16 protein-coding genes are annotated in these 10,789 nt (G+C 72.9%); 7 read left to right on the top strand and 9 right to left on the bottom strand.

The genetic code is table 11. From position 1 onward, the window contains the following. Positions 1–204: 204 nt before the first annotated feature. From ADL15_RS56315 to ADL15_RS01990, 3 genes are all read left to right on the top strand, one after another. Entirely contained in the window at positions 205–429 is a 225-nt protein-coding gene (locus ADL15_RS56315) for a hypothetical protein (protein ID WP_067684566.1), read from the top strand. Positions 430–474: 45 nt separating this feature from the next. Further along, a complete protein-coding gene (locus ADL15_RS54905) occupies positions 475–1,230 on the top strand; it encodes a MarR family winged helix-turn-helix transcriptional regulator (protein ID WP_232343851.1) in 756 nt (251 codons plus the stop codon). Between the two features lie 258 nt (positions 1,231–1,488). Beyond that, positions 1,489–2,118, top strand: coding sequence for a putative glycolipid-binding domain-containing protein (locus tag ADL15_RS01990; RefSeq protein WP_067684564.1), 630 nt, complete (start codon positions 1,489–1,491; stop codon positions 2,116–2,118). Positions 2,119–2,177: 59 nt separating this feature from the next. Here the strand turns inward: ADL15_RS01990 and ADL15_RS01985 are convergent, their stop codons facing one another. Then, complete coding sequence (locus ADL15_RS01985; protein ID WP_067684562.1) at positions 2,178–2,609, bottom strand: cupin domain-containing protein; 432 nt, start codon at positions 2,607–2,609, stop codon at positions 2,178–2,180. A 59-nt stretch (positions 2,610–2,668) separates the two neighbouring features. On the opposite strand from ADL15_RS01985, the gene ADL15_RS01980 reads away from it, so the two are divergent. Next, positions 2,669–3,262, top strand: a complete 594-nt coding sequence (locus ADL15_RS01980) for a TetR/AcrR family transcriptional regulator (RefSeq protein WP_067684560.1) — start codon at positions 2,669–2,671, stop codon at positions 3,260–3,262. Positions 3,263–3,442: 180 nt separating this feature from the next. Here the strand turns inward: ADL15_RS01980 and ADL15_RS01975 are convergent, their stop codons facing one another. Both ADL15_RS01975 and ADL15_RS01970 read right to left on the bottom strand, forming a co-directional pair. Beyond that, complete coding sequence (locus ADL15_RS01975; RefSeq protein WP_067684558.1) at positions 3,443–3,994, bottom strand: TetR/AcrR family transcriptional regulator; 552 nt, start codon at positions 3,992–3,994, stop codon at positions 3,443–3,445. After that, entirely contained in the window at positions 3,991–4,320 is a 330-nt protein-coding gene (locus ADL15_RS01970; RefSeq protein ID WP_083970822.1) for a DMT family transporter, read from the bottom strand. The genes ADL15_RS01975 and ADL15_RS01970 overlap by 4 nt, the downstream gene beginning before the upstream one ends. Positions 4,321–4,412: 92 nt before the next feature. Between ADL15_RS01970 and ADL15_RS01965 the strand changes: the two genes are divergently transcribed. After that, positions 4,413–5,510 (top strand): threonine aldolase family protein, encoded by a 1,098-nt coding sequence (locus tag ADL15_RS01965; protein WP_067684574.1) that lies wholly within the window; start codon positions 4,413–4,415, stop codon positions 5,508–5,510. A 52-nt stretch (positions 5,511–5,562) separates the two neighbouring features. Continuing rightward, complete coding sequence (locus ADL15_RS01960) at positions 5,563–5,952, top strand: HPF/RaiA family ribosome-associated protein (RefSeq protein ID WP_067684556.1); 390 nt, start codon at positions 5,563–5,565, stop codon at positions 5,950–5,952. Here the strand turns inward: ADL15_RS01960 and ADL15_RS01955 are convergent. Beyond that, entirely contained in the window at positions 5,935–6,540 is a 606-nt protein-coding gene (locus tag ADL15_RS01955) for a GNAT family N-acetyltransferase (protein ID WP_067684554.1), read from the bottom strand. The two genes, ADL15_RS01960 and ADL15_RS01955, sit on opposite strands and share 18 nt — an antisense overlap. 10 nt (positions 6,541–6,550) lie before the next feature. Then, positions 6,551–7,534, bottom strand: coding sequence for a LacI family DNA-binding transcriptional regulator (locus tag ADL15_RS01950; RefSeq protein WP_067684552.1), 984 nt, complete (start codon positions 7,532–7,534; stop codon positions 6,551–6,553). 68 nt (positions 7,535–7,602) lie between these two features. Here ADL15_RS01950 and ADL15_RS01945 point away from each other — a divergent pair, with 68 nt between their 5' ends. After that, on the top strand, positions 7,603–8,196 hold the full coding sequence (locus ADL15_RS01945) for a class I SAM-dependent methyltransferase (protein ID WP_067684550.1): 594 nt from the start codon (positions 7,603–7,605) through the stop codon (positions 8,194–8,196). 286 nt (positions 8,197–8,482) lie between these two features. Here ADL15_RS01945 and ADL15_RS01940 read toward each other — a convergent pair whose 3' ends face one another. From ADL15_RS01940 to ADL15_RS01930, 4 genes are all read right to left on the bottom strand, one after another. Then, positions 8,483–9,280: a hypothetical protein gene (locus ADL15_RS01940; protein WP_067684548.1), complete on the bottom strand. Its 798-nt coding sequence runs from the start codon at positions 9,278–9,280 to the stop codon at positions 8,483–8,485. Further along, on the bottom strand, positions 9,277–9,447 hold the full coding sequence (locus tag ADL15_RS52515; RefSeq protein ID WP_157441103.1) for a hypothetical protein: 171 nt from the start codon (positions 9,445–9,447) through the stop codon (positions 9,277–9,279). Before ADL15_RS52515 ends, ADL15_RS01940 begins: the two co-directional genes overlap by 4 nt. A gap of 59 nt (positions 9,448–9,506) precedes the next feature. After that, the gene (locus ADL15_RS01935) at positions 9,507–9,854 is read right to left on the bottom strand and encodes a hypothetical protein (protein WP_067684546.1); all 348 of its coding nucleotides are present in this window, start codon (positions 9,852–9,854) and stop codon (positions 9,507–9,509) included. Between the two features lie 120 nt (positions 9,855–9,974). After that, positions 9,975–10,589 (bottom strand): SGNH/GDSL hydrolase family protein, encoded by a 615-nt coding sequence (locus tag ADL15_RS01930; protein WP_067684544.1) that lies wholly within the window; start codon positions 10,587–10,589, stop codon positions 9,975–9,977. Positions 10,590–10,789: the final 200 nt, after the last annotated feature.

The raw sequence follows: 10,789 nt of genomic DNA, 5'->3' as shown, positions 1-10,789 counted from the left end.
CTCCCCCCCCGCCCCCGGCCCCCCCCCCCCCCCGGCCCACCACCCCGCCACCAGCACCTGATCGCGATCCCCCGCACCCGCCCAGCGGCCATCCCGCCCTGCCCGTCCTCACCCGCCGAGCCCGTGCCTCCGCAGCCCCCGCCGGAGCCGCTGCCACCGGCGCCCGCGTCTCTGCCGCAGCCCCCGCCCGAGGCGTCGTCACCGGTGCCCGCGACTCTGCCGCAGCCTCCGCTCGAGGCACCCGAGCCGCTGCCTCCGGCGCCCGAGCCGCTGTCCTCACCCGAGGCCGAGGTGCAGGTGACGGTGCCGCTCCTGGTGGGTGTCCGGCCGTCCAGAGCCTCCCGCTCGGCGCTGGCGGTGCTCGCGGCCCTGTCCGCCCTCGCCGTCCTCTGCTGCGGCGCCGCTGTCGCCATCCTCCGCTTCGCCTGACGCGCGGCGGACCCCGGTGCAGGTCGATGTCCCACCCTGTGGTGAGTGAGCGACTACCCATGGTGGTGGCATGCTGATCTGATGCAGGTCCCCGGCTCGCCGTGCACCGACGAGCGCCCCTCGACCGCCGACCTCCCCGCAGCCGCCTCCCGCCCCGCCGCCGATCGTGCCCCAGCAGCGAAACGCCCCCACCAGCGCGCCGCTGCCACCGACCACGGCACCGCCAGCAGCTCCAGCGGTTCCAGCGGCTCCGGCAGTTCCGGCGGTTCCGGCGGTTCCGGCGATGAGGCCGGCCGCTCCGGCGATGAGGCCGGCCGCGGGCTCGATGCCGACGAGTCGGCGGTGCAGGCGTTGATGCTGGCCAGCCGGGCGTTTGTCGGGCTGACCCTGCGGTCGCTGGCGTCGGTCGGCGTGGACGTGACGTTGCCGCAGTTCCGGACGCTGGTGGTGCTGGCCGTCCGGGGGCCGCAGCGCAGCAGCGACATCGCCGAGGAGCTGGGTGTCAACCCGTCCACCGGCACCAGGATGTGCGAGCGGCTGGTCCGCAAAGGGCTGATCTTCCGGATGCCCGACCCGGGTGACCGGCGGGTGGTGCGGCTCGGGCTGACCCGGTCCGGTCAGGACGTCGTCGACCGGGTGCTCGCGGCCCGCCGCGCCGAGCTGGTCCGGATCGTCGCCGCGACCGCCGGCACGTGGCAGCCCGCGGTGACCGAGACGCTCACCGCGTTCGCTGCGGCCGCCGGCGAGGTCGGCGAACCCGACTGGTGGCTGGGCTGGTCGGCCTCCGCGGAACCGTCCTGACCGCGCTCGTTCCTGATCGTGATCTTGGGGGCTGACCCCGCGGATCGCCTGGTCCACGGCGGACGTATGGTGTGCGACACACCGGCGGGGCAGCCCGACGGTGTCGTCTGTGGCAGCTCGGCATCGAGGGTTTTACCCGATGGTGAGCGTGCGTCAACCCAAGGTTGTACCGGGTGTGCTCCGGTGGGGTGGATAACCCGTCGCAGACGTTTGCACAATGCAAGTATGGGAATTTCGGGGAGCGGCAAAGGAGGCGCTATGACCATGACCGGCGCACGGGGACCAGCCTTGGCGGAACGGCCTCGCGCCGACCTGCCCGCCACCCCGTTGACCTGGCAGCGGACCGACACGGTCGGCACCGAGCTGGTGTTCCCGCGGGGAGCGCAGCCCGGTGGCTCGGCGATCGTGGCCGGGTCGCGGGCCTACATGCTGAACTGGCGGGCCGAGCTGGCCGCGACGTCCGAGGTGACCGCGCTGCACGTCACCGCGCAGGGTGACGGCTGGAGCCGCGAGCTGTGGCTGGACCGCGCGGACGGCGCCTGGGCCTGCCGGGTCGAGCAGGCCGGTGACGCGGGCGACCTGCCGGCGGCGGGCGCCGAGCAGCTCGACACGATCGATCCGGCCGCGCTGCCGCACCTCTCGGACTCCCCGATCTTCGTCTCCTGGACGATCCGCAAGCTCGGCCTGACCGTGAAGTCCGGTCCGGTCACCGTCCCGGTCGTCCGGGTGCGGGTGCCGTCCCTGGCCGTGGTGCCCGGGACGGTGACCTACCACCTGGTCAGCCCGAACCGGCTGCGGGTCACCGGCGCCGGCCCGGCCGCCACGTTCGAGCTGGACGACGCCGGCACGGTCGTCTATCAGGCCGGCCACCTGCGCCTGGCCCGCTGACCCGACCGCACAGAGCCGGCCGCCGTGATCCGGCCGGCTCTCCGCGGTCAGCGGTCAGCTCAGAGCAGGCGCCAGTCGGCGTACTCGAAGCCCGGCGCGACCACACAGCTCACCACGACCGGTTCGTCACCGGCCGGTGTGGCGGTCTGCCAGCACCCGGCCGGGACCAGCAACTGCGGCTGCTGCCCACCGGCGAAGTCCGCGCCCAGCAGCAGCGGCTCCTCGACGCCCGGCCGGTCACCGGCGCCGCCCAGGGTGAGCGTCAACGGGCCACCGGAATGCCAGAACCACAGCTCGTCGGAGCGCACCACGTGCCACGCGGACACCTCACCCGGGTGCAGGAGGAAGTAGATCGCGGTCGCGGCGGCTCTGCTCCCGTCGTACCCCTGGGGTGTAAAAGCGTGCGGTGACCGCCAGGTCTCCCGGAACCAACCGCCTTCCGGGTGTGGCGTCATGTCGAGTTGCTCGGCCAGCGGCGGGCGGTCGCTCATGGTCGGATCCTAACTCCGCGTCGGAGAACGACCGTTCGTTCCGCGAGTAGGCTGGCCGGGTGCCCCGCGTCTCGGAAGCCCACCTCGCCGCCCGCCGCCAGCAGATTCTCGACGCGGCCACCCGCTGCTTCGTGCGCAACGGCTTCCACCAGACCTCGATGCAGGACGTGATCAAAGAGGCCGAGCTGTCGGTCGGCGCGTTCTACCGCTACTTCAAGAGCAAGAACGAGCTGATCGCGGCGATCTCCGGCGAGAAGATCGGCGAAGTCACCGGGATCATCGACCGGCTGCTGGAGAGCGACCCGATCCCGCCCATCCCGGTGTTCCTGGAAGAGGTGATCGCCCAGGTGGAGGCGAGCATCAACGCGGATCAGACGGTACGGATCGCGGTGCAGATCTGGGGCGAGGCCACCCACGACGCGGAGATCGCGGAGATCGTCCGGGGCATCTACGGCCGGATCCGGGAGCGGGCGGTGCGCGCCGCGGAACGCGCGAAGGCCGCCGGTCAGCTCCCGGCCGACGCGGATCCGGCCGGTGTCGGCGCGGCCATCCTCGGCCTCATCCAGGGTTACATCCTGCAGAGCATCCTGATCGGCGGCATCGACCGCCAAACCTACGTCGACGGCGTCCGAGCCCTGCTCAACCCCCGCTGACCCGGGCCCGCCGCCCAGAGGCCCAGCTGCCCCGAGGCCCGCGGGTCCCGAGGCTCGCGAGTCTCCAGGCCGCTGTCCGCCGCCGGGCCCCGGCTGGCTCTCAGGGGTGCCTCGAGGCGGGTGAGACACCCCTGAGAGCCAGCCGGGACCGTGACCGGCGGGCGGTCGGGAGCGCGGGAGCTACGGGATCAGGCGGCGGATCGCGGCGGTGAGGCCGGTCGCGTCCAGGTCGGTCTCGGTGACCAGGGCGCGCAGGATGATCCCGTCGAGCAGCGCGCAGATGTCCCGCGCCGCCGCCGCGCCCACCGACGGCGCCAGGATGTCCGGCAGCCCGTCCATCCAGGTCTCCGCGATCGGCCGGAGCGCGGCGTCCCGGGCCGCGGCCACGCACAGCTCGTACTCGATCCGGACCTGCTGCCGGTCGGCCAGGTACTCCTCGGTCAGCGTGGTCAGCTCGGCCGGCATGTCCGGTGCGTCGGCCAGCCGCTGCGCCCACTCGTCCAGATCGGTGCGCAGCTGGTCGGCCGCGTGCCGGAGCCCGGCCGCGATCAGGTCGTCCAGGGTGGGGAAGTAGTACGTGGTCGCGCCGAGCGGCAGACCGGCCCGGGCGGCGACCGCACGGTGCGTGGTCCGGCCGACCCCGGCCTCGGCGATGACCTCCATGCTGGCCACGGCGAGAGCGGACCGGCGCGCCTGCGGGTCACGGGCGCGCTGGGTACGGCGTTCGGTCAATGCGCTTCCGCGCCGGTCAGGTTGAGCACGACGACTCCCGCGATGATCAGAATGATGCCGCCCACCTTAGCGAGGGTCACCGGTTCATCGAGGAAGGCCGCGCCGATCGCCACGATGGCCGCGGTGCCGACCGCGGACCAGATCGCGTAGGCCATGCCGACCTGGAGACCGCCTTTGATCGCCTGGGCGAGCGCGACGAACGAGACGACATATCCGGCCAGGCAGGCGATGGTGGGCCAGAGCTTGGAGAAGCCGTCGGTGGCTTTCATCAGGCTGGTGGCCAGGAGCTCGGCGCCGATGGCGAGAGCGAGAAGGACGTACGGCACTGCTAACACCTCATCTTGTACGTATGTACAAGTACGATCGTATAAGATGGGTGGGTGACGGTGCCAGCCGGGAAATCTGGGATCATCCGGCGGTGGCTGACGATGTGCGGGTGCGGCGGATCGCCGCGATGCGAGGATGTGACCGGATTCTCGACGGGGTGCGGCCGAAGAGTCTGCGCGAGCGGCTCGCCGAGCTGAGCGAGGCGGCCGGGCCGGAGCTGATGCCGGACTACTACGGCGACGGGCTGGTCGGCGAGCTCGAGGACCGGGTCGCCGGGCTGCTCGGCGCCGAGGCCGCGGTGTTCTTCCCGACCGGCACGATGGCGCAGCAGGTGGCGATCCGGTACGGCGCCGACCTCACCGGCCGCTCGACCGTGGCCCTGCACCCGCTCGGTCACCAGGAGATGCACGAGCGCCGCGCCTACGCCGACCTCACCGGCCTGCGCTCGGTGCACCCGACCGCGGCGCCGCGCAACCCGACGGCCGCCGAGATCGCCGCGCTGCCCGAGCCGGTCGGCACCGTGGTGCTCGAGCTGCCGATGCGTGACGCCGGGTTCGTGCTGCCGACCTGGGCGGAGCTGACCGAGGTGTGCGAGGCGGCCCGCGGGAGCGGGGCGCGGGTGCACCTGGACGGGGCGCGACTGTGGGAGTCGGCGCCGTACCTCGGGCACTCGCTCGCGGAGATCGCCGGACGCGCCGACAGTACGTACGTCAGCTTCTATAAGACCCTCGGCGGTCTCAGTGGCGCGGCGCTGACCGGGACCACCGCCCTCGCCGCGTATGCGCGCCTGTGGCGCCACCGCTACGGCGGCCAGCTCTTCCAGCAGTGGCCGGCGGTGCTGAGCGCCCTGGTCGGCCTGGACCGGGAGCTGCCCCGGGTCCCGGAGTACGTCCGGCACGCCCGCACGATTGCCGCAGCCCTGGCGCAGCTGCCTGGCGCGGTGGTGTTCCCGCAGCCGCCGCACACCCACCAGTTCCGCCTCTGGCTGCCGCACCCGGCGGCCCTGCTCAACGACGCCGGGCTGCTGCTGGCCGAGGAGGAGAAGGTGTGGTTCACCGGTGGCTGGCGCGACACCGAGATCCCGGGGCACGCGGTCACCGAGGTCTCCGTGCAGTCCCCGGCCCTCGAATGGGGTACCGACGAGGTGATCGACACCGGTTTGCGACTGCTGGACCGGGTTCAGAATTGATCACCTGGGTAGAACAGGGGTGTCCCGTTCTCACCGGACTCAGGAGGATTTGATGACTGCAGTCGCGAACCCGGCCACCGTCGAAGAGTGCTTGCGCATGGGTGCCGGCTTCACGCAGGGTGATCGCAACTGGATCGCCGAGCAGTTCGGCCCGCTCGACGCGCGCCTGGCCGCGTTCCACGCGGACGCCACCGAGCTCGAGATCATGGTGAAGGACCGCGAGGCCCGCGGCCAGAAGGTCACCCTGGAGTGCTGGATCAGCGGCCGGGAGAAGATCGTCACCACCTCCTCGGAGGAGGACCTGCACGCCGCGATCATGGACGTCCGTGACGACCTGCGCCGCAAGCTGAACGACTCGAAGACCAAGCAGGAGCCGCGCCACAACCGCCACCTGCGCGAGGTGCAGCTCCCCGAGGTCGACCCGTCAGAGCCCCTCATCTAGACCGGTCAGCCCCAGATAGGTCAGCGGACCCGGGTCGGGTACCGGCAGCTCGGTGAAGCCGAGCCGGTCGTAGAAACCGCGAGCGCGCACGTTCGCGGTGACCATGCCGAGGTGTATCCCGGCCCGGGCCTGTGTGCGGAACGTGTCGATCAGCCGCCGGCCGTACCCGCGTCCCTGGTAGACCGGGAGCAGGTCGATGTGCAGGTGGGCGGGGTAGGCCGTCAGCTCCGGGACGATCATCCGCTCCGGTGCGAAGTGCAGCGCGACCATGTCCTGCTCGGGCGTGCGCGGCGGCTCCGGTGGCACCGGATACTTGTCGCCGAGCCACGGGATCCACTCGTCGCGGAACCGCTTGACGAACGCGGTGGTGTCCGCGGTGCCGAGCACGTAGCCGACCGCGGTGCCGCCGTCGTCCAGGACGAACGCGAGCTCCGGTTCGAGGTGCAGGTAGGGGCCGGCGAACAGGTCGCCCATCAGGTCGTCGGTGGAGTAGAGCCCGCGGGCGTCCTCGCCGGCCGCCGCGGTGCGGACACAGATGTCGTAGACGGCGGGCCGATCGGCCGGCCGGTAGGAGCGAATCTCAGGCACGTCCGGCAGGCTAGGCCGTGGAAGCGCTTCCACCGCAAGAGGTCGTGCGCAGCACCGGCCGGCTGGGGAAGAGCGTGACCGGTGAGGGCTCGCCGAGGGCGGCACGCACCGCCGCGGCAGCGATCTCCTCGACCGGGTGGGTGGCCGTGGACAGCGCCGGATGCAGCACGCCGGCCAGGGGGATGTCGTCGAAACCGGTCACCGCGAGGTCGTCCGGGACCCGCACACCCGCCTCGGCCAGGAACTGCAGCACCCCGAGGGCGGTCGCGTCGCTGACCGTGGCGATCGCGTCGGTGTCCGGCCAGCGCCGCAGCACGGTCCGGGCCGCGGTGCGCCCGCGGTCGCTGGTGAAATCCCCGCGTACGACCCGGGACGGCAGCCCGGCCGCCCGGGTCAGCGCGGTGTAGGCGGCCAGCGGGGGAGCGGACGCGGCCAGCCAGGACGGGCCGGCGACCAGGGCGATCCGGCGGCGACCGGTTTCGTACAGATGAGTCAGCAGCGCGCCCACGCCCGCCGCGCTGTCCACGTCGGCGCCGCCCGCGCCGATCGCCGCGGTCCGCGCGCGCAGCTCCGCCGGCAGGTGGCCGAGCAGCGCGTCGTCGTGCCCGGCCAGCACCAGCCCGGCCAGCCCGCGATCGGCCGCGAGCTCCACCAGGTCCGCTCCGCACTCCAGGCCGACGTGCCGCAGGGAGAGACCGATGTCGTACGCATCGAGCACGCCCGCCATCGCGGCGGCCGCCCGGGTGACGAACGGGTCCCGCAGGATGCCGGCCCGGGCGTCCCGCACCGCGAAGACCACCCGGGTCCCGGCGCCGCGGGCCAGTCGCCGGGCCACCGGATGCGCCCGGTAGGACAGCTCCGCGGCGGCCGCCAGCACCGCGGAGCGGCTCGCCGCCGAGGCCGGGCCGGCGCCGGTGAGCACGCGGGACGCGGTGGCCGGTGACACGCCGGCGCGGCGGGCCACGTCGGCCAGCCCGGCTCGGACGTCACGCATCGGTCGAGTATCCACCGCGGTCCCGGCTGCCGGGAACGACGGCGGTGCGGCGATCTAGGGTGAGGACCGTGACGTCCCAGAACGGGTGGCTGCGCCAGCGTGCCGAGAACCCGGAGCATTCCCAGTGGTACATCAAGCGGTTCCGTGACCTGGCCGCCGAGGGCCAGGACCTGGTCGGCGAGGCCCGGCTGGTCGACGCGCTGGTGCCGCGCGGCGTCCGGATCCTGGACGCCGGCTGCGGCCCGGGCCGGGTCGGCGCCCACCTGGCCACGGCCGGGCACGACGTCACCGGCGTCGACCTCGACCCGGAGCTGATCGCCGCCGCGATCGCCGACCATCCCGGCCCGCAGTGGCTGGTGGGTGACCTGTCCGAGCTGTCGCTGCCCGGCCCGCCGTTCGACGCGATCGTCTGCGCCGGCAACGTGATGACGTTCGCGGACCCGGACACCCGGGTCGAGATCCTCCGGCGGTTCGCCGGGCACCTGGCGCCGGGCGGCCGCGCGGCGATCGGGTTCGGTGCCGGTCGGGGGTACCCGTTCGACGAGTTCCTGGCCGACGTCACCACCGCGGGACTCACCCCGGATCTGTTGCTGAGCACCTGGGACCTGCGACCGTTCACCCCGGACGCCGACTTCCTGGTGGCCATTCTCCGCCACCCCTGAAAGCCGCCCCGTCCCAGTCCCGCCGCACGCCTGGCTGTTTCGGGCCGTGTGTGGGGACTTTCGGTGCGGAGCGCACCCAAACTTCCCACGCTGGGCTGTTTCGGGTTGACCGGACCGCTCTGCGGGACCACCGCGGCGGTGTCGTCCGGCGTAGCCGGGCGGAGGAGGACATCAGCCGATCCTGCGACCGGGCGGGGCCACGGGTCTGCGCGAATGCGGACCGAGAGCAATCGGGCCGCGACGACGATGACCGAAAGCGATCAGACCGTTCGTCCGATCAGACCCGTCAGTGCAGGTACCAGGTCCGCTGCCGGGCCCGGTCGACCGCGATCTGGTAGGACAGCTCGAACCGGTGCGCCGGATTGGCGTGGTACCAGCGCAACGTCTGCAGCACCAGCGCCGGGTCCGCCGCCAGCCACGGCACCTGGATGGTCAGGGTCCGCGCGGCCGGGAACACCGAGCGCCGGATCCGGGTCTCCGGGTGGGCGGCCGCCGGGACCGCGATCACCGGGATCCGGGCCTGCTCGCCCGGCAGGATGTCGCTGACCGCCTGCCACGGCACGAAGTGCCGGGTGCCGACGCCGTGGTGATAAATGCCGTCCGGGGTCAGCGCCAGCCGCCCGGGCGCGTGCCGCAGCAGCAGGAACAGCGCGGCCCCGGTGAGCGTCGCGCCGAGCGCCAGCGCCGGGTTCCGGAAGGCCAGGCTGATCTGGGTCAGGGTGACCAGGCCGAGGAAGCCGGCGTACCAGTAGTAGAGCCGCCCGGAGTAGGTGAAGGTCAGGCCGGGCGTGCCGTCGTCGATCCGGGTGATCCGCATCCGGTCGCCGGCGTGGTGCGGGCGGACCCACAGGTTCAGCAGCAGCCCGGACAGGTGCCCGAGGATCAGCACGGCGACGCCGCAGGCCAGGGCCGCGCCGGTGTCGCCGAGGACGATCGACCAGACGCCGGCGGCCAGGACCACGGCGGCCAGGAAGCCGCTGCCGACCGCCGCGTGGACCAGGCGCGGCGACGGCCGGTAGTCCTGCCACGGTGACGGCTCGGCGGTGACCGCCGTGGTGCGCGGCAGATCGAAGTAGAGGGTCATCGGGCCCGCCGGACGCGGCGGGCGAGCGGCGTTGCGGGCTCCGCGCTGGAGTACGCCGGGCGCGGGCGCTCCGGGGCGGTGACCCGCCGGGCCACCTCGTTGGCGCGCCGCAGACAGTCGGTGATCGTGTGCAGGATGTCTAGCTCGAAGCGTGGGCGATCGCTCATCAGCTGTTCCTCTTCCGGTCCCCCGGGGGTGTGCTCAGAGGTACGGGGATCGAGACCGATCAGTTCAAGCGCTGCTGCCGGACTCGTGCAACGGCTGCCACTCCGGACAACTCACCGCGATCCGCCGGATGCCGGAGATAGTGCCGCAGCGTCCGGTAGACCGTCTCCGGTGCGGCGGCCGGCCACGCCGCCGGCACGGTCAGCGTCGCCGGCACGGTCAGCGCCGGGGCCCGGTCGCCCTGGCGCGTCCCGGAGCGGGACCGGTCGTCCTGGCGCGTCCCGGAGCGGGACCGGTCGTCCTGGCGCGTCCCGGAGCGGGACCGGTCCGACGGTGCGGCCCGGACCTCGATCGTTGGCTGGTCACCGGTCCCGTCCGCCCGGACGTCCAGCACGGCGTCCCACGGCACGAACCGGCCGCCGCCCGGCGCCGATCCGGGCCCGGGGTGAGGGCCGGAAGTCGGACCAGGGCGTGGAGGACATCCCGGGACTCTATCGACGCGCGGCGTGGTGGAAGCGCTCCCGGGCGGTCAGGGGCGCAACCACTCCGGTGGTACGGCGGCCAGCCACGCCTCGGCGAGCAGCTGGTGACCGCGGGGGCTCGGGTGCACCCCGTCCGGGGCCAGCGCGGCCGAGCCCTCCCGGCCCGCAGCCGCGGACAGAATGTCCTGAGCAGGCACGATGACCGCTCCGCGGGCAGCGGCCAGGGACCGCACCACGGCGCGTTTCGGGCCCAGGTCCTCGGCCTCCCAGCGCTGCTGCATCGGGTCGGCCGGCAGCACGAACGGCTCGATCAGCACCAGCCGGACGTCCGGCGACAGCGTGTTCAGGGTGTCCCGCATGGTGGACTCGTAGGCCGCCGCGCTGGTCACCCGTCCGGCGCCGTCGTAGCGCCGCCACACGTCGTTGATGCCGATCAGGACGGACAGCACCGCCGGTGCGTGCGCCAGCACGTCGCCGGCCCAGCGAACGGCCAGGTCGGACGAGAGGTCACCGCTGATCCCGGTGTTCACCACCCGGGCGCCGGCCAGCGCCGGTGCGGTGGCGAGCCGCCGGACGTAGCCGTCGCCCAGGCCGTCCGGATCGTCGCGCCGTCCACTGTCGGTGATGCTGTCGCCGGTGAACAAAACGGTGTGAACAGCCATCCAACGCCTCCTGGTTTCGGCACGTGTCGGGAAATGACGCACCGAGCGACGACCCGACATCCGCTCTTGACATTGCAAACTTAAGCCACTTAATAATGGCCCCGTCAAAGGTGAATCTCGCGGTGGGCTGGGCACGCGCGGGTGACCGGACCGAGAACCGCCGTCCGAGAACGGCGGCGCTGATGATCGAGGTATCCGCA

Origin of the sequence: Actinoplanes awajinensis subsp. mycoplanecinus, from assembly GCF_001509495.1 — a bacterium.
In the GTDB taxonomy this organism is placed as follows: domain Bacteria; phylum Actinomycetota; class Actinomycetes; order Mycobacteriales; family Micromonosporaceae; genus Actinoplanes; species Actinoplanes palleronii.
Note: the sequence above shows the minus strand (reverse complement) of the source record. Positions and strands in the feature narration are given on the sequence as shown.

What these genes read in the sequence shown, in the direction of transcription:
- ADL15_RS01990 (WP_067684564.1), top strand. Translation starts at nt 1,489, where the DNA reads ATGACCATGACCGGCGCACGGGGACCAGCCTTGGCGGAACGGCCTCGC.
- ADL15_RS01985 (WP_067684562.1), bottom strand. Translation starts at nt 2,609, where the DNA reads ATGAGCGACCGCCCGCCGCTGGCCGAGCAACTCGACATGACGCCACAC.
- ADL15_RS01960 (WP_067684556.1), top strand. Translation starts at nt 5,563, where the DNA reads ATGACTGCAGTCGCGAACCCGGCCACCGTCGAAGAGTGCTTGCGCATG.
- ADL15_RS01950 (WP_067684552.1), bottom strand. Translation starts at nt 7,534, where the DNA reads ATGCGTGACGTCCGAGCCGGGCTGGCCGACGTGGCCCGCCGCGCCGGC.
- ADL15_RS01940 (WP_067684548.1), bottom strand. Translation starts at nt 9,280, where the DNA reads ATGACCCTCTACTTCGATCTGCCGCGCACCACGGCGGTCACCGCCGAG.
- ADL15_RS52515 (WP_157441103.1), bottom strand. Translation starts at nt 9,447, where the DNA reads ATGAGCGATCGCCCACGCTTCGAGCTAGACATCCTGCACACGATCACC.
- ADL15_RS01930 (WP_067684544.1), bottom strand. Translation starts at nt 10,589, where the DNA reads ATGGCTGTTCACACCGTTTTGTTCACCGGCGACAGCATCACCGACAGT.